This is a genomic window from Pedobacter sp. (assembly GCF_039594775.1).
GTDB lineage: Bacteria > Bacteroidota > Bacteroidia > Sphingobacteriales > Sphingobacteriaceae > Pedobacter.
This window is the reverse complement of sequence record NZ_JBCNMT010000001.1, coordinates 465016-488852: the sequence shown is the minus strand read 5'-3', so window position 1 is coordinate 488852 and position 23837 is coordinate 465016. Positions and strand designations below refer to the sequence as shown.

General features: G+C 35.1%; 21 protein-coding genes. 13 read left to right on the top strand and 8 right to left on the bottom strand.

The window, feature by feature from the left end:
• Nucleotides 1-3: 3 nt before the first annotated feature.
• Complete coding sequence (locus ABDV71_RS02210; RefSeq protein WP_343530789.1) at nt 4-1521, bottom strand: DUF2271 domain-containing protein; 1518 nt, start codon at nt 1519-1521, stop codon at nt 4-6.
• A 271-nt stretch (nt 1522-1792) separates the two neighbouring features.
• Here ABDV71_RS02210 and ABDV71_RS02205 point away from each other — a divergent pair, with 271 nt between their 5' ends.
• From ABDV71_RS02205 to ABDV71_RS02185, 5 genes are all read left to right on the top strand, one after another.
• The gene (locus tag ABDV71_RS02205) at nt 1793-2425 is read left to right on the top strand and encodes a DUF2807 domain-containing protein (RefSeq protein ID WP_343530788.1); all 633 of its coding nucleotides are present in this window, start codon (nt 1793-1795) and stop codon (nt 2423-2425) included.
• Between the two features lie 169 nt (nt 2426-2594).
• Nucleotides 2595-3281, top strand: a complete 687-nt coding sequence (locus tag ABDV71_RS02200) for an MCP four helix bundle domain-containing protein (RefSeq protein ID WP_343530787.1) — start codon at nt 2595-2597, stop codon at nt 3279-3281.
• A 326-nt stretch (nt 3282-3607) separates the two neighbouring features.
• On the top strand, nt 3608-5464 hold the full coding sequence (locus ABDV71_RS02195; protein ID WP_343530786.1) for an ABC-F family ATP-binding cassette domain-containing protein: 1857 nt from the start codon (nt 3608-3610) through the stop codon (nt 5462-5464).
• A gap of 83 nt (nt 5465-5547) precedes the next feature.
• Complete coding sequence (mnmG, locus tag ABDV71_RS02190) at nt 5548-7410, top strand: tRNA uridine-5-carboxymethylaminomethyl(34) synthesis enzyme MnmG (protein ID WP_343530785.1); 1863 nt, start codon at nt 5548-5550, stop codon at nt 7408-7410.
• A gap of 121 nt (nt 7411-7531) precedes the next feature.
• Nucleotides 7532-9247, top strand: a complete 1716-nt coding sequence (locus ABDV71_RS02185; RefSeq protein WP_343530784.1) for an Ig-like domain-containing domain — start codon at nt 7532-7534, stop codon at nt 9245-9247.
• Here ABDV71_RS02185 and ABDV71_RS02180 read toward each other — a convergent pair.
• On the bottom strand, nt 9244-9756 hold the full coding sequence (locus ABDV71_RS02180; protein WP_343530783.1) for a gamma carbonic anhydrase family protein: 513 nt from the start codon (nt 9754-9756) through the stop codon (nt 9244-9246). The two genes, ABDV71_RS02185 and ABDV71_RS02180, sit on opposite strands and share 4 nt — an antisense overlap.
• A 47-nt stretch (nt 9757-9803) precedes the next feature.
• On the bottom strand, nt 9804-11390 hold the full coding sequence (gene nadB, locus ABDV71_RS02175; RefSeq protein ID WP_343530782.1) for an L-aspartate oxidase: 1587 nt from the start codon (nt 11388-11390) through the stop codon (nt 9804-9806).
• Nucleotides 11391-11848: 458 nt separating this feature from the next.
• Between nadB and nadA the strand changes: the two genes are divergently transcribed.
• The 4 genes from nadA to ABDV71_RS02155 all read left to right on the top strand — a co-directional run bounded on the left by nadA (nt 11849) and on the right by ABDV71_RS02155 (nt 16756).
• Complete coding sequence (gene nadA / locus ABDV71_RS02170) at nt 11849-12841, top strand: quinolinate synthase NadA (RefSeq protein ID WP_343530781.1); 993 nt, start codon at nt 11849-11851, stop codon at nt 12839-12841.
• Nucleotide 12842: 1 nt separating this feature from the next.
• Nucleotides 12843-14408 carry a S41 family peptidase gene (locus ABDV71_RS02165; protein ID WP_343530780.1) on the top strand — a complete coding sequence of 522 codons (1566 nt, stop codon included), beginning with the start codon at nt 12843-12845 and terminating at the stop codon, nt 14406-14408.
• Entirely contained in the window at nt 14395-15435 is a 1041-nt protein-coding gene (gene thiL / locus ABDV71_RS02160) for a thiamine-phosphate kinase (RefSeq protein WP_343530779.1), read from the top strand. Before ABDV71_RS02165 ends, thiL begins: the two co-directional genes overlap by 14 nt.
• A 73-nt stretch (nt 15436-15508) precedes the next feature.
• A complete protein-coding gene (locus tag ABDV71_RS02155; protein WP_343530778.1) occupies nt 15509-16756 on the top strand; it encodes a hypothetical protein in 1248 nt (415 codons plus the stop codon).
• Here the strand turns inward: ABDV71_RS02155 and ABDV71_RS02150 are convergent.
• The gene (locus ABDV71_RS02150) at nt 16751-18034 is read right to left on the bottom strand and encodes a DNA recombination protein RmuC (RefSeq protein ID WP_343530777.1); all 1284 of its coding nucleotides are present in this window, start codon (nt 18032-18034) and stop codon (nt 16751-16753) included. The genes ABDV71_RS02155 and ABDV71_RS02150 overlap by 6 nt on opposite strands.
• Before the next feature lie 78 nt (nt 18035-18112).
• Between ABDV71_RS02150 and purU the strand changes: the two genes are divergently transcribed.
• The gene (gene purU / locus ABDV71_RS02145; protein WP_343530776.1) at nt 18113-18952 is read left to right on the top strand and encodes a formyltetrahydrofolate deformylase; all 840 of its coding nucleotides are present in this window, start codon (nt 18113-18115) and stop codon (nt 18950-18952) included.
• Between the two features lie 5 nt (nt 18953-18957).
• Entirely contained in the window at nt 18958-19563 is a 606-nt protein-coding gene (locus ABDV71_RS02140) for a hypothetical protein (RefSeq protein WP_343530775.1), read from the top strand.
• Between the two features lie 7 nt (nt 19564-19570).
• On the opposite strand, the gene ABDV71_RS02135 is transcribed toward ABDV71_RS02140, so the two are convergent.
• The gene (locus tag ABDV71_RS02135; RefSeq protein ID WP_343530774.1) at nt 19571-20713 is read right to left on the bottom strand and encodes an FAD-binding oxidoreductase; all 1143 of its coding nucleotides are present in this window, start codon (nt 20711-20713) and stop codon (nt 19571-19573) included.
• A gap of 82 nt (nt 20714-20795) precedes the next feature.
• Between ABDV71_RS02135 and ABDV71_RS02130 the strand changes: the two genes are divergently transcribed.
• Nucleotides 20796-21491: a zinc metallopeptidase gene (locus ABDV71_RS02130; protein WP_343530773.1), complete on the top strand. Its 696-nt coding sequence runs from the start codon at nt 20796-20798 to the stop codon at nt 21489-21491.
• A gap of 46 nt (nt 21492-21537) precedes the next feature.
• On the opposite strand, the gene ABDV71_RS02125 is transcribed toward ABDV71_RS02130, so the two are convergent.
• Nucleotides 21538-22005, bottom strand: a complete 468-nt coding sequence (locus ABDV71_RS02125; protein WP_343530772.1) for a cupin domain-containing protein — start codon at nt 22003-22005, stop codon at nt 21538-21540.
• A gap of 133 nt (nt 22006-22138) precedes the next feature.
• Between ABDV71_RS02125 and ABDV71_RS02120 the strand changes: the two genes are divergently transcribed.
• Nucleotides 22139-22489, top strand: a complete 351-nt coding sequence (locus ABDV71_RS02120; protein ID WP_343530771.1) for a helix-turn-helix domain-containing protein — start codon at nt 22139-22141, stop codon at nt 22487-22489.
• An 11-nt stretch (nt 22490-22500) separates the two neighbouring features.
• On the opposite strand, the gene ABDV71_RS02115 is transcribed toward ABDV71_RS02120, so the two are convergent.
• Both ABDV71_RS02115 and ABDV71_RS02110 read right to left on the bottom strand, forming a co-directional pair.
• Nucleotides 22501-22932, bottom strand: coding sequence for a VOC family protein (locus ABDV71_RS02115; RefSeq protein ID WP_343530770.1), 432 nt, complete (start codon nt 22930-22932; stop codon nt 22501-22503).
• Between the two features lie 87 nt (nt 22933-23019).
• Nucleotides 23020-23826 (bottom strand): helix-turn-helix domain-containing protein, encoded by an 807-nt coding sequence (locus ABDV71_RS02110; protein WP_343530769.1) that lies wholly within the window; start codon nt 23824-23826, stop codon nt 23020-23022.
• Nucleotides 23827-23837 lie beyond the last annotated feature (11 nt).

Sequence of the window (23837 nt, the reverse complement as noted above, 5' to 3'; positions counted from 1 at the left end):
TTACTATTTCTTTTTACCAAACTCAAAACTCGCTGCAGAAACTTCTACGTTACCTGCATTGGTTACTTTGACTGGGGCTTTCTTTAAATCTAACGCCTGACGAATGATTTCATTGGTTCCGTGCTCTTTTGCCGTTTCAATAATCACCGTATATTTCCCTTGTGGCACGTAGTTTCCTTTATCATCTTTTCCATTCCACCTTATGGTATAGCTTCCTGGGTTTCGGGTAGCTCCGGTTACCGAAGCATAATTTTCCTTATCGGCTTTAAATCTTTCCCCATTAATACGATACCAGTTTCTCAAATCAGGAATCCAATTGGTCTTTCTGTACCATAAAGCCAAATTTCTAACCGATTCGCGTTTTTCATTTTCTACCCAAATGGCAGCATAAGGCCTATGACTGTTGTCCTCAATAGCGTTGAATTTAAAATTGATGACCAGTTCAAATTTAGGATCCCAAAATTTTTGAGTTTCTGCATAAGGAGATTTTTCCACTTCTTTAACCGATTCCTCTTTATTCGGCACTACATATTCGCTCCAATTTTCGCTCGTAATAACCTTACCTCCTTTGGTGACAATGAGATATGCTGCCCCTATCTTTTTGGCCAACTCTTTACTTTCTTTTAGTGTCAAGATATTAAAAGCAGTTGCCAAGGCCCCAGCATCAACCGCGTTTTCCGTAATTACCGTAGCTCCAATAATTTCAGTTACGGGTTTGGCAGTTCTTGGATCAATAATGTGCGAATACCAATTTTTACCAATCTGTTCTCCCCTCCTATAATTTCCGCTCGTTGCTACTGCTTTATTTTTTACCAAAAGTTTGGCAAGTGGCGCATCGTTTTCGGCATTTTCCAAAGGATTGGTTACGTAAATCAAATCTGTATCATTCCCTTTTGTGACTAAATCACCTCCAATATTAACCACCACATTTTCAATATTTCCGGTGCCCAGTGCAGCATCACATGCCTTGTTAATGATATAACTTTTAGCAAATGAATTCATCACCAAAGGAACTTGATCTAACCTGGTTGCTGTTAAATCTGCCAGATTTAGCAGATAGTGTTTAGCCTGCATTTTAGAAACAGCTTCCCTAAGCTTTGCTTTTGATGGAATATCTTGGTTCAAAGCTGCCTCATGCCAAAGCTTAGTGGCTACCGCCGCCGAAGGATCCAAAGCTCCGTTAGTTTGATATTTCCATTGCTCAAATAAACTTAGCATTTCAAAAAGCTCCTTCGAAACCTTTATTGGCTTATTCAAATCACTTTTCATCCATTGGCTAAATTCACTATTGCTATGGTAAGCACTAAAGATATTCGAAAGTCTATTGATTTCCTTTAATGCTGCTTGCTCTGCCTTAGCTACTTCAACTTCTGAAACACTTACAATTTTAAATTCCAAAGAAGTTCCCAAAACATTTTCATGGTTAGAAACATATAATTGGGGTTTTAATGGCTTCTTTTCTTCCCTAGGCTGATTGCCAATTAGCAGTAAAGCAGTAAAAATAGTCGTTAGTATTTTCACGATAATAATTTTATTTAAGACCGAAGCCAAAGTTAGTGTGTTGCAATGATATTCGGCCCAGATTTATCGTTTTTCTATACCCTATCGGGCTCAATTTTTATTTTTTTCATCTCCAGTTGGTCGAAAAATTACAGCCGTTGGTCGAAACTTTACATGCGATGGTATAAAACAGCAAGTTAGCATGCAACCTTTTTAGGGTTTGACGGTCTTATAGATGTAACCAGTTTACAAAAACACAGAAAATTAAATAACGATATAAAAAACACACAATATGAAAACCGCTATCAAAAATCTATTCGCAGCCATCTTAACAGTAGCTATTAGTGCAACTGCTCCAACTTTTGTAAATGCTAAAGAAGCGAAAAAAGTAACTGTACTTAGCGCCGTTAAAAACTTCAACAAGCTAAATGTTTCTGGTAATGTAGAAGTTATTTTGGTTCAAAGCGCTAACCCTAGCGTACAAGTTTACGACAACTACTATGCTAAGAATGCATTGGTACAAGAGAAAGATGGAGAGTTAAGAATTAGTTCTTTTGATAAAGAAACTTTAACAGTGGTTGTTTACGCTAGTCAATTGAATGAAATTACCGCTAGCGATAAAGCCGTAGTAAAAACGAATGGCAAATTCAGCACGTTAAACCTAGAAGTTAACTTAAAAGATCAAGCAAAGGCAACATTAAATACCAACACCGTTGATTTATTTGCCAAAGTAAACGACAAAGCGAGTTTAAATTTAAGCGGATCAACTACAGATTACAACGCTGTAATCGGCAGCTTTGCTTCATTAAGCTCTGAAAAATTCATTGCAGAAAACACCAATATTCAATCAAAAAATACTGCAGTTGCTCAAACACAATCAGTAAATAGCACCTTGCCTACTGAGGACATTTTGACCTTATTTTAAAATTCATATACACACATATAAATTTAGTTTAGTTTTAGTTAATCAAGCGGGTGGATGCCCGCTTTTCTTTTTTATCCCTTTTCCGACATAGGTCAAGCCTCCAAAAAAGAAAGAAGCTAAAGCTTTAAAAAAAAGGCTATATTGGGGGTTATTTTTATTTCAAGAAAATATGAAAATAGCGTATTCACTAAAGCAAAAAACAAAAATAGCCCTCCTACTTTTCTTAATTATGGCCTGTACAATTCTGATAAGAGTATTGGAAGACAGAAGCATTAAGAACATGGAAAAGGCTTTTTCATCGCTTTACAATGACAGGTTAGTTCCAGCCACAGATATTTTCTACATTTCCGAAAGGCTATATGCCAAACGTTTTTTATTGGAGACTTTTGTTTATAGTGATAAAAACAAGCTCAGCCCCCAAGAGCTCAACAATAAACTAAAAAGCTACGATAAAGAAATTGATACGCTATTGGTCAAATATGAAAAGACTTTTTTAGTGAGAAATGAGAAAAACCATTTAACTGAATTAAAAGTTAAACTACTTGAAAATAAAGTTCTGGAAAAAAACATTTTATTAAACTCTGAATCATTGGATAAGACTTCTCTTCGAAGGCTATATGACAGCGGTGCCGAGCAATCCTTTAACGCTATTTCCAGTTTACTTTCGCAACTCACCAAAATACAAACAGTAGTCGGCGAACAACTCAAAGAAGAATCTCAAAAGATTGTAATGGGCACCAATCTATATTCTACACTTCAGTTAATCCTGGCAATTATTATTGGCGTACTCATTGTTTCCATCATTTTTGCTTCCAACGTGATGAATATTAGGAATGATAAGTTCAATCTGAATTAGCCTAAAATGAAAAACAAACCCAAAAACCTGCATCTATTAGCACTATTTTTAAGCATAATAGTATCTCGGGCATTAGCAACATCTATAGATTTAAACAAATTAGGCTAATAACACTAACTCTGTGCTGCTTAATAAATCTCTATCTAGGCCTAAGCTTCCATAATATTCCGTTTTTTCATTGTTTTAGTTTGCTTTAATAACACGCTTGACATCTATCGGTAATTTTTACAGCTTGAAGAACTAATCTGTTAGCCATAAACCATTAAGCAGTTTATAATCCGTACTTTTGCTACAATTTTTGATTATATAATTCGTTTCAAATCACCTTGAGTACACTAATTGCAGCAGAAGGGCTTGGCCATGCCTATCACGATGAATGGCTATTTAAAAACTTAACGTTAGGAATTAACGTAGGCCAGCGTGTGGCTCTTGTTGGCGTCAATGGCGCTGGTAAAAGCACGCTGATGAAATTACTAGCAGAACGCTTTGCACCTCTGGAAGGAAAGATTGTAAAGAACAAATCCGTACGGATTGGCTTTCTCGATCAGGAGCCTTCTTTTCCAGAAAATGCTAGTATCAGCGACTTTATTTTCTCTTCAGAAAACAAGCAACAGCAGTTGATTAGAGAATATGAAGAATTAGTTGAACAAGAACACCCTGATGAAAAGAAGCTCAATAGATTATATGAAGAATTAAGCGAACATAACGCTTGGGAATACGAACATCAGATTAAAACTATTTTAAGCAGAATGGGCATCAATCACCTGCAACAAAAAATAGATACATTATCTGGTGGTCAGCGAAAAAGGCTAGCCTTAGCTAAACTTTTAATTGAAGACCCAGATATTTACGTTTTAGATGAGCCAACCAACCATTTAGACATTGATACCATTGAATGGTTAGAGAAATTATTAACGTCTGGAAATAAAACTTTACTATTAGTTACCCACGACAGATATTTCTTGGATAATATTTGCAATACCATTGTAGAACTAGAACGAGGTAAAACATATACTTACAATGGCAACTATGCTTATTTTCTAGAAAAGAAAGCAGAAAGAGAAGCCCAAGATGATGCTACCTATCAAAAAAACAAAAATCTATTAAAAAAGGAATTGGAATGGATGCGCAGAATGCCGCAAGCAAGGGGAACAAAATCGCAAGCTAGACAAAACGCATTCTATGACCTTGAAGAAAAAACAAAACAAAGAGTAGACAACCAAAAGGTAACTTTGAATGTAAAGATGGCCAGACAAGGAAATAAAATCCTTGAATTGGAAAACATCAAACAAACTTTTGATGATAAAAAAATCATCAATGACTTTACCTATGTCTTTAAAAAAGGTGACAGAATTGGTTTAGCGGGCAAAAACGGTACAGGTAAATCTACTTTATTAAATATTATTACAGGAAGTTTAATTCCAAATCAAGGAAAAGTAGACTTGGGAGAAACCACAAAATTTGGATATTACAAACAAGGTGGATTAAATTTTAACGAGAAAGACAGAGTAATTGACATTGTAAAAGCAGATGCTGAATATATTAAAATGGCAGATGGACAAACTATCTCTGCCTCTGCTCTACTTACCTTGTTTTTATTCCCACCAAAAAAACAACATGGCCTAGTTGAAAAATTAAGCGGCGGAGAAAGAAAGCGTTTACACCTGATGAAGGTTTTAATGCAAAATCCAAACTTCTTAATTTTAGATGAGCCAACAAATGATTTAGACATAGACACCTTGAATGTACTAGAAGAGTTTCTAGAAAACTTTCCAGGTATACTCGTTTTGGTGTCACATGACAGATACCTACTTGACAAAATGAGTGATCAACTTTTCATCATGGAAGGCAATGGAAACGTCAAAATATTTAATGGAAATTATTCGGAGCACCGTAATGCTATAGAGCAAGAAAAGGAAGCAGCCACAAAGAAGGAGAAAAAAGAAGAAAGCAAACCATCTTCCACCGCTACAAAATTAAGTTTCAAAGAACAGCAAGAGTTTAAAAATCTAGAAAGTTCTTTAGCAGAAAATGAAGAAAAGATTAAAAATCTAACAGCAAAACTTAATCAAATCGATCCTGCGGATTATAATCAAATCCAAGAAATATCTTCAGAGATAGAAAAAATAAACGAAACTATTGAGAAAGAGATGGAGAGATGGATAGAGCTTTCAGAAAAATAAATTAAAGCTTGTGTTGTTCCACGTGGAACAACACAAAAAAGGAAATAAAATTCAAATGTTTCACGTGAAACATCATAAAATATATGTTTAAAGAATATGACGTAATAGTGGTTGGCGCTGGTCACGCTGGTTGTGAAGCTGCCGCTGCTGCCGCAAATTTAGGTTCATCGGTATTATTAATAACGATGAACATGGAGACTATTGCTCAAATGAGTTGCAACCCTGCAATGGGTGGTGTAGCTAAGGGACAAATAGTAAGAGAAATAGACGCAATGGGTGGTTATTCAGGTATTATTGCCGACAAAACTACCATCCAATTTAGGATGCTTAATAAGTCAAAAGGTCCTGCCATGTGGAGTCCCCGCACTCAAAATGACAGAAAAAGGTTTGCCGAAGAATGGAGATTAGCTCTGGAACGTACACCAAATATTGATTTTTGGCAGGAAATGGTTAGCTCACTTCTCATTAAAAACAACACAGTTGTAGGTGTAAAAACAAACTTAGGTGTAGAAATCAAAGCCAAATCTGTAGTGCTTACTAATGGTACTTTCCTAAATGGAGTAATCCATATTGGTGAGAAAAAAATGGGTGGTGGCAGAACCGGAGAAAAATCAGCTACTGGATTAACCGAGCAATTGGTAGAATTAGGCTTCGAAGCTGGCCGTATGAAAACAGGTACCCCTCCCAGAATTGATGGTCGTTCCCTTAATTATTCCCTAATGGAAGAGCAATGGGGAGATGAGGACAGAGGTAGATTCTCCTATACAAATGTAGAATTACCTACCGAACAACGTTGTTGTTGGATTACCTATACCAATGATAAAGTACATGAAACTTTGAAAGAAGGTTTCGAAAAATCTCCAATGTTTACAGGCAGAATCAAAGGCTTAGGTCCTCGATATTGCCCATCTATTGAAGATAAAATCAACCGTTTTGCAGAAAGAGAACGTCACCAAATATTTGTAGAGCCTGAAGGTTGGAACACCTGTGAGATTTATGTAAATGGTTTTTCTACTTCTTTACCTGAAGATGTACAATATAAAGCACTTACACAAATCCCTGGATTTGAAAATGCAAAGATGTTTAGACCGGGATATGCCATAGAATATGACTACTTCCCTCCTACCCAGCTATCATTAACCTTAGAAACCAAATTAATCAGTAACTTGTTCTTTGCAGGTCAAATCAATGGTACAACAGGGTACGAAGAGGCTGCTAGTCAAGGTTTTATCGCTGGAATTAATGCACATCAAAAGGTAAATGACAAGCATGAACTGATTATGAAGCGTTCGGAGTCATATATTGGTGTTTTAATAGATGATTTGGTTACAAAAGGTACAGAAGAGCCATATCGTATGTTTACTTCTAGAGCTGAACACCGACTACTATTAAGACAAGACAATGCCGACATTCGCCTCACTCCTATTGCTCATGAATTGGGTTTGGTAGGTGATGATCGTCTGGCCATCGTTAATCAAAAAGTAAAAGATTCCGACGAGATTGTTGCCTTTACCAAAAAGCAAGGTATAGAAATGGCAGAGGCAAATAACTTATTAGAAGAATTAGGAACTTCCGCCCTCACTCAAAATGTAAAATTATTTAGCGTATTGAGCAGACCACAAGTAAACATCAGCGATTTAAGAAAAGTGAGTGAGCCATTTGAGGAAGTGCTAAATCAATTCGATAAGGAAACCGTGGAACAGGCTGAAATAAAAATCAAATATGAAAGCTACTTTGAAAAAGAACAAGAGATTGTCGCGAAAATGCAGAAGATGGAAGACAAAGCAATTAATCCAGATTTTGATTACAACACTTTAGTATCTTTATCAAAAGAAGCCAGAGAAAAATTATTGAAGATAAAACCACGAACTTTAGGGCAAGCATCCCGAATTTCTGGGGTTTCACCTTCAGATATTTCAGTTTTGATGGTCCATATCTCTAAATAATTGAAAAACAATTATTTAACTATATAAAAATACGACTTAAAATAAAGCGTTATAAAAGCATAACTAAAAATTTTAATATCAGAGTTCCAAAAAAGGCAAAAATAGATTAAAACGCTTATAAATGGCAAAAAACAAAAAAGACCCTTTTTTTAGCATATTTTTAGCACTGATAGTGCTTGCTACTTTAATTTACGGATGCGCGGCCATGCAAACTCCTCAAGGCGGACCAAAAGATACCACTCCACCAAAAGTAGTTAAAATGACTCCAGAAAATTTGACTACAAATTTCAAGTCAAAAAAGATAGTGATAGAATTTGATGAGTACATCAAACTCAATAATGAGTTTAAAGAATTTTCTATTTCTCCAGAATTAGAAAGAGTACCAGAATTAAAAGCGAAATTAAAAAGATTAGAAATATCCTTACCAGATACCTTAGAAAAGAATACTACTTATACTTTAAATTTTGGAAAATCAATTGTTGATGGCAACGAAGGTAACGAACTTAAAAATTTTAGCTACGCTTTTTCCACTGGGCCAACTTTAGATTCTTTAAGTATTAGTGGTACGGTTACCAATGCACTTACCTTAGAACCTGAACTTGAAGCTATCGTTTTTATCCTACCCCTATCTAGGGATAGCCTTTTTGGAAAAAAACGTGCAGCAATATTTACCTTAACAGATAGTAGTGGAAATTTTAAACTCAACAACTTAAAGAAAGACACCTACAAAATTTATGCATTAAAAGAAAAAGGTGGAGATAGGATTTATCAACAAATAAGTGATGAAATTGGCTTTATCAAAGAACCCTTTCTACTGGACAAAAATCTTGATAGCTTACACTTAAGTATATTTAAAGAATTAGCTCCCCAGTTTCGTATTCTTGATAGAAAGCTAAATGCAGATGGAAGTATTACTATGAACTTCAATCAAAAGCTAAAAAAGCCTGATTTATCTGTTACATTTCCCAGCGCTGTTGATCAAGGAAAGCTATTACAATTCAACAAAACAAAAGATAGCGTAACGCTATGGTTGAATGATTTATCCTTTGATTCTGTAAAAATTGCTGTTAAAGATGACGGAAAAATATTAGATACAGTAAAGTTCACAAGAGCGAAAAGAGATACCTATAACCGTGTAGTTAATATTTACGATAACTTGGACGGTAATTCATTAAATCCATTTAAAGACCTGACAATCACCTTCAATTTTCCAATAAAAAATCTAGATGAAAGTAAAATATTACTGCTGGAAGATAGTATTCCAAGACAATTTACTTTAGTGAAAGACAGCTCTAATATGTTAAAATACCACATTAAATATAAGTGGCGTGCCAAAGAAGAATATATCTTACTATTAAGAGAAGGTGCTGCTACAGCCATTTTCGATGCTAAAAATAAAGAGCTGAGAAAAAACTTTACCCTTGGAGATGCCAATGATTATGGTACTTTAACACTTGCTGTAGAACCGCCGGATACCACCAAAAACTATATTCTCGAAATTGTAAACAAAGACAAAAATATCGTATCCAGTTTTCCAATCACCAAGAAAACTTCTGTAAAACTTAACAAGTATAAACAGGGAGTATACTATGGCAGAATTGTTTACGACGAAAATAAAAATGGCATTTGGGATACAGGTAATGTAAAAGAAGGTATACAACCAGAAGCTATTTGGTATGAACCTAAAGAGCTGTCTATCAGAGCTAATTGGGATAGAAATGAAATCATAAAAATTCCATTGGTTGCTCCACTTCCAACACCAAAACCCAAAGAGCAGAAAGAAGTAAAACCTATTCCCAAGCCCTCTACTCAAACACAAAAATCAAGAGGAAATTAAGACTTAAACCAGTCCGAATACATGATATAATTATCAGGTAATTTATTAAGTAAAGCCCTTTGCTCATCAGTAATGGGCTTTATTTTTTTTGCTGGGGTTCCTGCATAAATGTATCCACTTTCACAAACTGTATTCTCCAATATTACAGATCCAGCAGCTATAATACAGTATTCATCTATAATGGCATGATCCATCACGATAGCTCCCATTCCAATCAGTACATTATCTTTAACAGTACAACCATGCACAATGGCATTGTGTCCAACATTTACCCTATTTCCAATAAAAGTTGCTGCTTTTAAATAAGTTGCATGAATCACTGCTCCATCTTGAATATTGCTTTCATTCCCTATGGTAATACTGTTAACATCTCCCCTAACCACTGCATTAAACCAAATTGAACAGTTTCTTCCAACTTTAACATCTCCAACGATGGTAGCATTTGGTGCTATAAAACAATCACTTCCAAATTGTGGACTAACTCCTTTTACTGGTAAAATAATAGACATAATAGATATAGATATTGGGATAAGAGACCAAACTTAAAACTTATCACTTAAATAATAGTATCAACTAATTCTTTTGCGTGGCTAGGATAATCTGTAGTATAATGCAATCCCCTACTCTCCTTTCTAGCAATAGCAGATTTGATAACCATATAGGCCACTTGGATTACATTACGTAATTCACAAAGTTTCACCGAAACTTTATTTTTTTTATAAAATTCTTCTGTTTCCTCAAATAATAAATAAAGTCTCCTTAAAGCCCTATCTAATCTGAAATCTGAACGCACAATTCCCACATAATCACTCATAATTTTTTGGGTTTCCCTTAAATTGTGGGTAACCAAAATATCTTCATTGGATTGTATCACTCCTTTATCATTCCATTCCGGAATATCATCAGGAATAATATTCTTTTTATAATTTTCTATAGCCGATAAAAATATACGATGTGCGAAAACAGTAGCTTCTAATAATGAATTGGAAGCCAATCTATTAGCGCCATGTAATCCAGTTGAAGAAACTTCTCCACAAGCATATAAATGATTGATAGATGATTTTCCATCTTCATCAACCATTACCCCACCACACATATAATGACAGGCTGGCGTTACTGGAATAAAATCCTTGGTCATATCAATGCCAATGGACAGGCATTTGGCATAAATGTTAGGAAAATGTTTAAGAATATCAGCTTTGCTCCTCATTGTGATGTCTAAATAAACAAAATCATCACCAGATTTCTTCATTTCATTATCAATAGCCCGGGCTACAATATCACGTGGGGCTAATGAACCCCTTTCGTCATATTCATACATAAATTCTTCGCCAGTTCTTCTACGCAATACCCCACCAAATCCCCTTACTGCTTCAGAAATTAAAAAGGAAGGATATTCACCAGGATTGTACAACGCTGTTGGATGGAATTGAATAAATTCCATATTTCTAATTTTTCCCTTTGCTCTATACACCATGGCCATACCATCTCCAGTAGCAATTACTGGGTTAGTAGTATTGGCATAAATGTGTCCTGCCCCCCCACTGGCCATCACCGTTACATTTGCCAATATCTTTTCCACATTATTATTCTCTGTGTTAAAGGCATATATCCCATAACAATTGATATCTGTGCTACTCTTATCCACATGTTTTCCCAAGTGGTGTTGCGTAATTAGCTCCAAACAGAAGTAGTGTGTTAATATCTCTATGTTCTCATTCTGGTGAATCTGCTTCAACAAAACGCTTTCAATCTCATAACCCGTAATGTCTTTATAATGAAGTACTCTGTGTTCAGAATGGCCTCCCTCCTTAGCTAAATCGAATACGCCAGCTGGATTTTTATCGAAATTAATTCCATAATCAATAATCTCCTGTATACGCTGTGGGCCTTCTTTCACCACAATTTCCACAATGCTCTCATCACATAAACCATCACCAGCTATTAATGTATCTTGTATATGCTTTTCAAAGGAATCTGACTTGTCAACTACCACCGCTACACCACCCTGGGCATACTTTGTATTTGACTCATCTTCATTTGATTTGGTCACTATTAACACTTTACCAAATTTGGCAGCTTTAAGTGCAAAACTTAAGCCTGCAATTCCCGATCCTATAACTAAAAAATCGACCTTTCTCATTAATTTAAACCTATAATAACAAGTATGTGGATAAGTTTGACAAGCTTGTGAATTGCATGTATAAATTATCCTAACAAATAAATTTGAATGTTTAAAGCTAAGGTAAAAAGCCAAATTTGGAACAATCTTTTACATAATTTTTAAGCACCTTTACCCAGGTTATCCACTTTTAACAACACTACTAACAATACACATTTCTATATTGATAATTTAATGAAGTAAAAACTATAACATTGAAAATCAATGGAAGTTTAAAATAAAAAATCATAAAAATTGTTAGTAACTAAGGGAAAAGTCATTTTACAACATTTTTTGACTTAATCTTTCTAACAGTTTCAACACACTAATAAAGAATAAGAATCTATTTATTTAATTAAATTATATTTTGTTTGAGGCGTTGATAAAGTTGAAAGCTCTGTATCTTTACAGAAAATTAATTGGAGCTAAAAAGCATGTCAATGGAAATTTTAGAAGAACTTAATAGAAAAGGTTACGTAGAAGAAAAAATAGATCCAACGTTAGATTTATTTGCAGAAATAGAGAAGCTAAAAAAGGAAAAGAATGCTATCATTTTAGCTCACTATTATCAAGAACCTGATATACAGGATATTGCGGATTATATAGGTGATAGTTTAGGATTGTCACAGGAAGCAGCTAAAACAGAGGCCGATGTTATTGTATTTGCTGGTGTGCATTTTATGGCTGAAACAGCGAAGATTTTATCGCCACAAAAAAAAGTTTTACTACCAGATTTAAAAGCTGGATGTTCTTTGGCAGATAGTTGCCCACCGCATTTGTTCAAAAAATTCAAGGAAAAATATCCAGATCATTTGGTAATTACCTATGTGAACTGTACTGCAGAGCTAAAAGCTTTAAGTGATATAGTTTGTACCTCCACAAATGCGGTACAAATTGTGGAAAGCTTACCTAAAGATCAAAAAATTATTTTTGGTCCAGATAAAAACTTAGGTGCTTGGGTAGCCAAAAAGACGGGCAGAGACCTAGTTTTGTGGAATGGTGCGTGTATGGTACACGAAATTTTCTCTAGAGAAAAAATTACGAAGTTAAAAGAACGGCATCCAAATGCGAAGTTCATTGCGCATCCAGAATGTGAGGAATCAGTGTTGAAAATGGCCGATTATATTGGATCAACTACAGGTTTGTTGAAGTATACGATCAATAGCGAAGCTAAAGAGTTCATTGTAGCTACTGAAAGTGGCATTATCCACCAAATGGAGAAAGCTAATCCGGATAAAACTTTTATTCCGGCCCCTCCTACCAATGCTTGTGCATGTAACGATTGTCCTTACATGAAGAGAAATACTTTGGAAAAGCTCTATTTGTGTATGAAAAATGGCTTGCCAGAAGTTACTGTACCTGAACATATTATCGTAGAAGCTAAAAAACCTATTGAAAGAATGCTGGAGATTTCGGCAAAACTAGGTTTGTAACATGTTTAAAAAACGCTTTTTCGGAAACTTTTTATTGATAAGTACCTTTTTTTTGGGTGCTTGTTCATCTGTAAAGGATTTTAACTACACCATTACGGAAAAAAAACATAGTGCAGAAGCGTTAAAGAAAGATGTGAATCTTTCTTATCAAATTCTTAAAGAAGGGCATCCAGGTTTATACTGGTATATTTCAAAAAAACAGCTTGATGATAAGTTTGATAGTTTAAAAAATGCTATTAATGAGCCACTTACTACGGCACAATTTTATCAGAAACTTTCTCCGGTAATTGCTGCCATTAGGTGTGGACATACTAGTTTAAGATACCCGTCTGTTGTTCAAAAAGGTAAGAAAGAGCGAGAAGCTGTTAAAAATAAAGTTTATCCGCTTCAGCAGTTTACTTATGCGGTAGTTGATGAGAAATTGATTGTTATTAACAATAAGAGTAAGGACAAGACGATTAAAACAGGTACTGAAATTTTAGAGATAGATGGATTAGCTCCAAAAGAGATTTTTAACATTATTTCCACAGGTTTTAGTTATGATGGTTATAATTCTTTATCGAGAAATAAGCGTATTGAACGTAGTTTTCCACAGCTTTATAAGATTTATTTTGCTGAACAGGATAGCATAGCTGTTAAACTGAAAAGGGACAGCACTATTATCAGTACTTATATTTCGTTTTACGACAAAAAGAAAGAAGCAGCACTAAAGAAAAAGACGGATACTGCTAAAAAAATATCGCAAGTACCAATAAATAAAGTACCTAACACTATCAAACATCGAGGTAACAAGGTGAATGACGAGTATCAGTTGGATTTTAAGTTTTTAGATAAGGAAAAAGAAGTGGCTTACATGAAAATAAAAAGCTTTTCGGTTCCTAGTGCTAATTTTCCACTGTTTTATAAACAGTGCTTTGATAGTATCAAAATAGCTAAAACTCAAAACTTAGTCATAGATATCAGAAATAATCCCGGTGGTACTTTAAGCGCTAGTTTAGCCTTATTTGCTTATTTAACCGATAAGGAATTTGTGTATTTGGATAAGCCTATAAACAATGGTCGTTTTAATGCCAATAAATATGGAACAGGTTTACAAAAGCTTACTTATTATCTTACTGGCTTTAATGATGATAATAACCTTTATGAAGATGATCAAGGTCATTTCTTTTCTTTTATGAAAGGATATAGTCCTCAAAAAGCGCAAAAAAATAATTATAAAGGCAAGGTATATGTGCTAATTAACGAATTTAGTTTCTCTGCATCATCATTATTAAGTGCTAATTTAAAGGCAATTAACAGGGCTACGTTTGTAGGTACAGAAACTGGCGGCGGGGCAAATCAATGTACCGCCGGTAGGATACCAGTAGTTACTTTGAAAAATAGTAAATTAGGTTTAAGGTTTGGTTTAAACAGAATGGCACCGGTTTATCAACAAAAAGAAGTTGGTAGGGGTGTTTTTCCAGATGTGGCCATACAATCGACCTTACAAGATAGAATAAGCAACTATGATAGGGAGTTGCAATGGATTTTAACAGATATAAAAGGAAAAGATAATGTTCGAAAATAAAGAGCGTACTTCATTAGAAGAGTTGGGAGAATTTGGTCTAATCAAACACTTAACAGATAACTTTAAGCTAAGACATGAAAGTTCTGTAAAAGGTATTGGAGATGATGCTGCTGTACTTGATTTTAAAGATAAAGAGGCTTTAATTTCAACAGACCTTTTGTTGGAGGGTATCCATTTTGATCTTTCTTATGTGCCCTTAATGCATTTAGGTTATAAAGCGGTGCAGGTAAATTTGAGTGATATTTATGCCATGAACGGTGTAGCAACCCAAATTACTGTTTCATTAGGTGTTTCCAGTAAATTTCCTTTGGAAGCTGTGGAGGAAATTTATAAAGGAATTGAACTGGCCTGCAACAAGTTTAACATTGATTTAATTGGAGGAGATACTTCTGCCAGCAGACAGGGTTTGGTGATTAGCATTACTAGTATTGGCTACGCTGCTAAAGAGGATGTTACTTACAGAAATGGCGCACAAGAAGGTGATTTACTTTGTGTTTCGGGGGACTTGGGAGGAGCTTACGTGGGGCTACAAATTTTGGAGCGTGAAAAACAGATTTTTCTGGAAAACCCACAGATACAACCTGACTTAGAAGGAAAAGATTATATCATAGAACGTCAATTGAAACCGGAAGGACGTAGAGATGTAGTGGATTTATTAGCTCAATTGAAGATAAAACCTACTGCTATGATTGATGTTTCGGATGGTTTAGCCTCTGAAATTCTACATATTACTAATCAAAGCGAGAAAGGTTGTACCATATATGAGGATAAACTTCCTATTGATCCAGTAACTTATGAAACTGCTAGAGAACTAGGTTTAGACCCTACGGTTTGTGCTCTTAATGGTGGAGAAGATTATGAGTTGCTTTTTACTATAAAACAGTCTGATTACGAGAAAATTAAGAATGATGTAGACATCAGTATTATTGGTCATATTACCGATAAAAATTCAGGTGTTAAAATGATTTCAAAATCTGATGTAGTGCATGAATTAAAGGCCCAAGGTTGGAATGCTTTTAAAAACTAGTTGCTATTAATCAATTTTATTTGACAAAATCATTTCATATTCAATATATTGCCTATCCAAACAACGATGACTATTGAAGAGAATATTTGTATTTTCTTATCATGGTAGGGAAACTTACCAAACCGGATTTAATAGGCTATTAAGTATTTCCGAAGCACTCTCCCAAGCTTATGAAGTGCACTTTGTTTATGGTAATAAAAACAAAGTTGAAAAACCCATAAGAATTAAAGGTAGTCTTATTGAGATACCGCTAAGCTATACACCAGGTTTTTTCCACAATCTTTATAAAAATCTGTTGGAAAATGGAAGGAGGGGTATAGCTAAATTATTGCTGATTACCTATTACTTTTTTACTGGAAAAGAAATATTTGATTTAGGAAGAGAATTTAATAAATATAAAAAGAAGACCAATATCAATATCACTCCAGATGATATTGTTTTTGTTTCATTTCCTTCCATTGCTATTCATAATCTTGGAAATTCTTTAAAACAGGAGTTTGGATGTAAGCTGGTGTTAGATTATAGAGATCCGGGAGTATTTGGCTACCCTTCTATTGAGGATAATAAAATGCTGTCTTTTTTGCGAAAATTCTTTCTGAAAAGAAGGGAAATGAGAAATTTGAAAAATGCAGACTTAATCGTTACTATTTCTGAATCTATCCGTAAACTTTTTCCTGAAAAATATAAAAATCAGGTACAGGTGATAAGGAATGGCTACGATTTTAGAAAAATAGATTTTAAACAAATTAAAGATCATCCTTATACCTTTAAACTGATTTATTTGGGTTCTGTTTATAATGACCAATTACAGGATACTACGTTTTTTAAAGCAGTAAGAAAATTTATTAATCAATTTACTATTCAGCCCCAATATTTTCAGATTAGGTTTGTAGGAACTGATGAATCAATTAAACTTAGAGATTTAATTAGAAGCTATAGACTGGAACCTTACACCTCCATTAGTGCAAAAATGCCAATTGGGGATGTATATACAGAATTATATAGCGCGGCCATGTTTTTTCATCTAAAATATGGAGGTAGAAAAGAAATCATTACCACTAAGCAATATGAATATTTGGCTTTTCAAAAACCTATTTTATTGCCCGTAAGTGATCATGGAGATTTAGAAGAAAGCATTACAAAGAACAATGCTGGTTTTATATGCAATACGGAAGAAGAGATAGTAAACTTGCTAAAAGAATGTTTAGATAAACATTTTGATAACCAACCTGTACGCATTCATCGTACAGAAGAAGAACTTTATGAGTTTAGCAGACAATTCCAGGAAGAAAAGTTAACGAAGCTGATAAAACACTTATAGTTCTCCCTGGTCCAAAAATTTGGTATCAATATGTTTGTTTGATTTTGTTTTGGCTCCTAATTTTTTGATTTTTTCTACCTTTCCAATCAAATTACCGCTACCATATTGTAGCTTCTTGAAAGCATCATCATGAGCTTTTTGCGTCTGTTCTATATGCTTTCCTATTTTTTCCATATCATTTAAAAAGCCAACAAACTTATCGTAAAGTGCCCCAGCCTCTTCTGCTATTTCAAACACATTTTTATTTTGTCTATCTACTTTCCAAATACTAGCAATGGTACGTAAAGTGGCCAATAAAGTTGTTGGACTCACTAAAACTACCTTTTTGTTCCAAGCGTAATTGAAAAGTTCGGTATCTGCCTGAACGGTAACACTGAATGATGCCTCTATTGGTAAAAAAAGCAATACAAAATCCGGTGAATTGATGGTATATAAATGCTGGTAGTTTTTAGCAGACAAGCCATCGATATGATTTTTGATGGAAAGTAGGTGCTGTTTAAGATAGGTCAGTTTTTCTTCCTCATCTTCTGCACTGACCATTCGTTCGTAAGCAACTAACGAAATTTTAGCGTCTACAATCAAGTTTTTTTCGTCCGGTAGGTTTACTATCACGTCGGGTTGTAAACGGGCGCCTTCGGCGCTATTTAAGCTTTTCTGGATAACGTATTCCCGGTCCTTAACAAGCCCAGAAGTTTCCAACACACGTTCTAATACAATTTCGCCCCAGGTTCCCTGCTTTTTATTGTCGCCTTTTAGAGCTTTGGTCAGGTTGTTTGCATCCGTTTGTATTTGCTTACTTTGGTCCATTAGCTGGAAAATTACCCCTTTTAACTGGCTTCTTTCGGCGGCTTCTGTTTGATAAACCTTTTCTACCTTCTCTTCAAATGATTTGATATTAGCTTTAAGCGGATTGAGGATTTGATCTAAGTTACTTTGGTTTTGAGCAGTAAACTTTGCCGATTTCTCATCCAATAATTTGTTGGCGATGTTGGAAAACTCCAGCGTAAATTTTTGTTGTAGTTCTTCCAGGTTTTGTTGTTGTTTTTGGGAAATTTCACGTTGTGCTTTCAGGTTTTCTTCCGCACGGGTAGCACGATTGTTTTCGTTAATGTAATTTGCTCGTACCTGCATTAGTTCTTGTTGCAGTTTTTGGTTTTCTTCTTTTAAAAAATTAATAGAAAAAAGATCCTGCTCAGCGGTTTTATTGGGTTTTCTACTCAATAAAACTACCAAGAAAATTAAAACGACAACTAATAAGGCAACGATAGCGATTTCCATACGAACGAATTTTATACAAAATAACGAAATTAACGTGGCGGGCTATATTTGATTTTACTTAAATCCTATATTTAGTTCATGAATAAACTTTTAGTTTTAATACAATGTAAAGACGAAGTTGGTTTAGTGGCAAATATTACCCATATTTTGGCTAGCCATCAGCTTAATATCATCGCTATGCGTGAGTTTGTGGACGAAGAGGAACAACGGTTTTTCGCAAGAATATCATGCAGCAATATTATAGATGAAACAGAAGAACTAAAAATTGAATTGCAACAAAAACTACCTCAAAATGCATTGATTGAAGTATTACCCAAAACAGATAAAAGTATTGCCATTTTGGTTACTAAAGAGTTTCATTGCCTGTCGGATATTTTGATTAGGAACTATTTCAAAACCCTTGGAGCGAAGGTAAAATGTGTAATTGGCAATTACGAAAATTTGAAAGAGCTTTCTGAAAAACTGGATGTTCCTTTTTATTATATCTCGCACGAAAACCTTTCTAAAGAAGATTTTGAACTAGCTATTATGAAGCAGTTAGACCAATACCAACTGGACTATATTGTGTTGGCTAAATTTATGCGTATCATTTCGCCTAGTTTTGTGGCGAAGTATAAGCATCAGATCATTAATATTCACCATTCTTTTTTACCAGCATTTATTGGTGCTAGTCCTTATCAGCAGGCTTTTAATAGAGGTGTAAAAATCATTGGAGCAACTGCTCATTTTGTAACCGACGATCTGGATGAAGGGCCAATTATCAATCAGCAAACTATTCATGTGAACCATACTTATGGGGCTAAGCAAATGTCTGTTGCAGGTAGAGAAATAGAAAAATCGGTATTGAGTAAGGCACTAGAATTGGTATTTGATGACCGTGTTTTTGTAGTTGGAAATAAAACCGTGGTTTTTGATTAGGTGATATGAAATATTTAATAATCTCATGTTTGTTGATAACAAGCATAAATTCTTTTGGTCAGAATAAAAAAGAAACACGTCCTCCGGTGGAAACCAAAAGCTCACATAAATTTGGAAGAGTTTCTAATATTAATTTTTCTGAAAGAATTAAGAAATTTCCGTTTAATATCGCTGTTAGTATACAACTGGTTTCTTTCGAAGACCAAACAGGAGGTGGACAATTAGATACAGCTACAATTATTTATAATGAAAATATGCCAAAGTCAAAAATGGCCACTTGCATCAATCCTTTTAAGGAAAGTAAAAAGTTAAATCTTATTCAAATTGATAAATTAACTGATATTTGGTTCAATTATAAACCTATCGGTTATAGCCACGTAACAAACTTTGGGGCTTGTTACTCTCCTAGAAATGCAATATTATTTTTGGATGAAAAGGGTAAAGTGTTTGATTTTATAGAAATATGTTTTTCTTGCCTACATATGCGTAGTTTTTCAAATAAAATTGCTGTAGAAGAGGAGTGCGATCATAAAATTAACATGGTTAAGGAATTTTTCAAAAGCGTGGGTATAGAATATGGGATTATTGAAGAAAAAAGCAAGCTGAACTAATACTAGTTTATAAACTTCTTAATATCATTTCTGCAGCCTCTTGTCCAGTTTGGCTACCAATGGCAATGCCCATACCGTTACAACGCACAGCGCAAAATACATTTGGACTTACTTCTTCGATAATGGGAGAGAGCGATGGTCCAAAAGCCATGATACCACTCCATTTTTGCTCTATTTCAAAGGATGTTTCTGGCAGGATCACTTCTTTTAATAAGTGTAAAAGAGTGTTTTGCACCAAAGGAGTTTCTCCAAATTGATGTGTTTCTTCGGTAAAAAAATCTAAATTTCTACCTCCACCAAGTAATACCCTATTGCCTACATTTCTAAAATAATAATAACCTTTGTCGTAGTGGAAGGTACCTTTCCATTTCAAATTATCAATAGGTTTGGTAATGATTACCTGCCCACGACCAGGTTTAAGCGAAAGCTGTGGAAACAATTGGTTGGCAAAAGCATTGGTGCAGAATAAAAGCTTTTTTGTACTGAAATTACCTTGAGGGGTAAAAATTACCTGTTCGTTTTCGCTTTCTTCAAAAGCAGTGACCTCACAACCGCTTAAAATAGAAACACCTAATGAAACAGCAATTTCAACAAGTGCCTTGATCATTTTTCCAGGATCAAGTTGTCCTTCCAATTTATTTGAGATGAGGTAATTAATATTTTCAAAACCAAAGGATTCCAGTTTTTCCATGGAAGAATTAAAAACATTTGCCTCATTGGTAATGTCCTTTATCAAATCATTATAATGCCCAATTTTCGATACACATTCTTCGGTTAATGGCTCATCTTCCTTTTTAAAAAGCTCAAATCCGCCATTTATTTGCAATTCTAATCGGGTATCGCCAACGAGTGAGCGTAATTTTTGTAGGCCGAGCCAACGTTTTTTTACAAGCGTGTGTAAACCCTCCGTTCCGCAAATTTTTTCTTGCTCAATTAGTTCCGAAATACTTCCAAAACAAGCAAAACCAGCATTTTTGGTACTTGCACCTGAAGGTAAAAAACCCCTTTCAAGTACCGTTACACTAATATTTGGCTGTTGTTTTTTGATATTGATAGCAGCATTTAAACCTACAATTCCACTGCCTACAATGATGACATCAGTTCGGTAAAAATTTACCTTTTCCCAATATGATATGTTAGGCACCAGCATGAAAAATGTAAAATTTTAAAGTTTTTATAAAGATGGGAACACTTTTTGATTTATCGAAACTGAAAACACAAACATTTGAAAAATGGAAACGTATTTAATTTTATTCATTCCGATACTTCTGCTTAGTATGTTTGTACAGTGGCGTTTCAGAAACAAGTTCGCGAAATATGCAGAAATGCAGCTCAATTCGGGCTTTTCCGGAAAAGAAGTAGCAGAGAAGATGCTACACGACAATGGAATCTACAACGTGAAAGTATTAAGTTCAGAAGGTCAGCTTACGGATCATTATAACCCTGCAGATATGACCGTAAATTTAAGCACAGATGTATATTATGGTAGGAGTGTTGCCGCGGCAGCTGTAGCAGCACATGAATGTGGACACGCCATACAACATTCAAAAAGTTATAACTGGTTACAGTTTCGATCTAATATGGTACCTATTGTAAGCATATCTTCAAACTTATTGCAATGGGTGCTTTTAATAGGGGTATTGTTAATTGCCTTTAATGGGCCTTCTATTGTATTGGGCATTGGAGTGGTTGGTTTGGCTATTATTACTTTGTTTAGTATTGTAACCCTACCCGTGGAATTTGATGCCAGTAACAGAGCATTACTTTGGTTAAAGAATAATCAGGGGGTGATGCAAACCTCAGAAGAAAATGTACAGGCAAAGGATGCACTTTGGTGGGCAGCCATGACCTATGTGGTTGCAGCTTTAGGAGCTTTGGCTAATCTGCTTTATTATGCTTCGATGTTGTTTGGCAGAAGCAGGGATTAATATCAGTGTAAAAAAATGATGAAAGGCAATCGAGAGATTGCCTTTTTTATTTGGCATCAATCAGCACCGCTAATTGGATGCAGGGTTCATCGGAACGATTGCTCCAGGCGTGGTTGGTCCCTCTTTGAATCACAATATCACCTGGCTCTAAAAGCGTCTCTCCTTCCTCCAAAATCAAATAAATTTCTCCAGATAAAATAATGATGTAATCTAATGTAGAAGTTTGGTGCATTAAAGGGTGGGGCGAGCCAACCTTGGTTTCAATCCCTAAATCCTTATCAGGAGGAATCTGCACATAACGAAAATAGGTGCCATTTTTAGGTGTATTAGGAAAAGCCGTGTTTTCAATAATTAGCTCCTCCGTTAAATTTGCAGGTGTTTGATGGGTACTCCAAATATCGGAGATGATTAGCCCGGGATAATGTTCAATTACGTTGTTAGAAATGCGGTCCTCTACAATTACTGATTTTCCGTCTTTTAATCCTGTGATTATTCTTCTGGGTATGGTTTTCATTTAAATTATGAGGTTTGATTAACATTTATCGAACGAAAGTATGGAGCGAAACGCTTATTTTGTTCATGGGTTAATTGGAGGTAACCAGTAACCACAAAGTAAGTATTAAGAAACGTTGGAAAAGGAAAGCCGTATGGAGAAAGAAAAGACAACTTGTAGTGAGCAACTGATTGCTTTGCGGGATAGTTTGGAAGTTTTAGGGGGAAAATGGAAACTGCAGATTTTGAGATACCTGACCAATAGGCCTGGGGAAATCAACCATTTTAAAAAGATTCAACGAGAAATAACAGGCATTTCGGCCAAGGTATTGAGTAAGGAACTAAAAGATATGGAAGACAATCTGCTAGTCACCAGAACCGTTCAGAATACCAAACCTGTAACGGTTGCTTATGCGGTAACCGACTATGGTAAAACTGTTTTTCCTGTTACCAATACCTTGGTAGAATGGGGAATAAACCATCGAAAGAAAATTATCGAAAAGTAAAGTTTATACTTTTATTGAGGAGAATACTTTACGATATCTATCCCAATCCCGTTAGGATCCTGAATGGCAAAATGTCTATCGCCCCAAGGTTCATCCCTCAACTCAATTTTAATGGCGACACCTTTAGCCTTTAGCTGGTGATATAGGGCATCTACATCCTCCACTTCTATGGTAAGGTACATGCCCTGTCCTTTAAATGGTTGGTGGAACAACAGCTGTTGAGTAGGATGATTGGGCAAAAGAAAACTGATTTCGGCACTTTTATTTGGGGTGTGCAACAATAAATAGAACTCGTTTTCGAAGGTAATTCCAAATCCTAAAACTTCCGTGTAGAATTTCTTGGTTTCTGCTAATTTTTCGGTAATTACACCTGCATTTAATTTCATCGCAATCTTGTTTTTAGAAGTTTGACCATCGGCACCCGTGGCAAAAAATAAGCCCATTAGCACCATCGTTATATATTTTGTTATTGACATCATCAACACAAAATTGGTTAAACCTTAGGGGCTAAAATTGTAAAAATCGGACAATTATCTGCCAAAAGCCTTACTTGGAGTTACGCCGTAAAAATGCTTAAAATCTTTAATAAAATGAGATTGGTCGAAAAAACCAGAATCAAAAAATAATTTGTTCTGTCGTAAACTTTGGGTGGAGGGTTTTGCTCTCAAAATGTTTTGAAAACGGACCACCTTGCTAAAGGTTTTCATGGAATCGCCGATGTAGAAATCAAAAAGCCTGCGCAGCTGTCTGTGACTAAGTCCTGTATCGATTTCAGTCATATCAACTACGCCATAGTTTTTCATAATTAAGGCAATGGCATGATAAAGACGAGTATCATTTTGGAAATTTGCCGAAGGAAGAAGGTCTAAGAAAAACTCATTTAATAAAGAGATAATGATGTTAATATTCAAATTGGCTCCCAAATGAGATTGGATAAAAGCAGCAGCCAGCGGTACCACTTCTTTTAATTCTGCGGCCTTGTTGCTGATACTGGAAGCATTAACGCCAAATAGTTGTGGGAACATAGAAGGAAGAAACCGAATGCCCACGTAATTAAATTCTTCGGCCAGATCAAATTCAGTATACTTTTTACAGAAGCCCATTACAAAATTTTCTTGAGGTTGATTGAGCTCGAAAAAAATATCGATACAACCATCGGCTACTACGCGATAAGTAAAAGGATTATCGAGCTTTTGATTGGTTTTTAACTGCCAATAACAATAAATAAAGGAATGTAACTGTTGATGAGGTAGAAACTCCTGATAGCTTACGGTTCCATAAGATTTTACCGTAGGTTGAACGGGAATATATAATTGCCTAATGAAGGAGACATCCATTTAACATTTAA

Excerpts from the sequence above, each read along its gene's own strand:
- ABDV71_RS02205 (WP_343530788.1), top strand. The coding sequence starts at position 1,793 with ATGAAAACCGCTATCAAAAATCTATTCGCAGCCATCTTAACAGTAGCT.
- ABDV71_RS02200 (WP_343530787.1), top strand. The coding sequence starts at position 2,595 with ATGAAAATAGCGTATTCACTAAAGCAAAAAACAAAAATAGCCCTCCTA.
- mnmG (WP_343530785.1), top strand. The coding sequence starts at position 5,548 with ATGTTTAAAGAATATGACGTAATAGTGGTTGGCGCTGGTCACGCTGGT.
- ABDV71_RS02185 (WP_343530784.1), top strand. The coding sequence starts at position 7,532 with ATGGCAAAAAACAAAAAAGACCCTTTTTTTAGCATATTTTTAGCACTG.
- ABDV71_RS02180 (WP_343530783.1), bottom strand. The coding sequence starts at position 9,756 with ATGTCTATTATTTTACCAGTAAAAGGAGTTAGTCCACAATTTGGAAGT.
- nadB (WP_343530782.1), bottom strand. The coding sequence starts at position 11,390 with ATGAGAAAGGTCGATTTTTTAGTTATAGGATCGGGAATTGCAGGCTTA.
- nadA (WP_343530781.1), top strand. The coding sequence starts at position 11,849 with ATGGAAATTTTAGAAGAACTTAATAGAAAAGGTTACGTAGAAGAAAAA.
- ABDV71_RS02165 (WP_343530780.1), top strand. The coding sequence starts at position 12,843 with ATGTTTAAAAAACGCTTTTTCGGAAACTTTTTATTGATAAGTACCTTT.
- thiL (WP_343530779.1), top strand. The coding sequence starts at position 14,395 with ATGTTCGAAAATAAAGAGCGTACTTCATTAGAAGAGTTGGGAGAATTT.
- ABDV71_RS02150 (WP_343530777.1), bottom strand. The coding sequence starts at position 18,034 with ATGGAAATCGCTATCGTTGCCTTATTAGTTGTCGTTTTAATTTTCTTG.
- purU (WP_343530776.1), top strand. The coding sequence starts at position 18,113 with ATGAATAAACTTTTAGTTTTAATACAATGTAAAGACGAAGTTGGTTTA.
- ABDV71_RS02140 (WP_343530775.1), top strand. The coding sequence starts at position 18,958 with ATGAAATATTTAATAATCTCATGTTTGTTGATAACAAGCATAAATTCT.
- ABDV71_RS02135 (WP_343530774.1), bottom strand. The coding sequence starts at position 20,713 with ATGCTGGTGCCTAACATATCATATTGGGAAAAGGTAAATTTTTACCGA.
- ABDV71_RS02130 (WP_343530773.1), top strand. The coding sequence starts at position 20,796 with ATGGAAACGTATTTAATTTTATTCATTCCGATACTTCTGCTTAGTATG.
- ABDV71_RS02125 (WP_343530772.1), bottom strand. The coding sequence starts at position 22,005 with ATGAAAACCATACCCAGAAGAATAATCACAGGATTAAAAGACGGAAAA.
- ABDV71_RS02120 (WP_343530771.1), top strand. The coding sequence starts at position 22,139 with ATGGAGAAAGAAAAGACAACTTGTAGTGAGCAACTGATTGCTTTGCGG.
- ABDV71_RS02115 (WP_343530770.1), bottom strand. The coding sequence starts at position 22,932 with ATGGGCTTATTTTTTGCCACGGGTGCCGATGGTCAAACTTCTAAAAAC.
- ABDV71_RS02110 (WP_343530769.1), bottom strand. The coding sequence starts at position 23,826 with ATGGATGTCTCCTTCATTAGGCAATTATATATTCCCGTTCAACCTACG.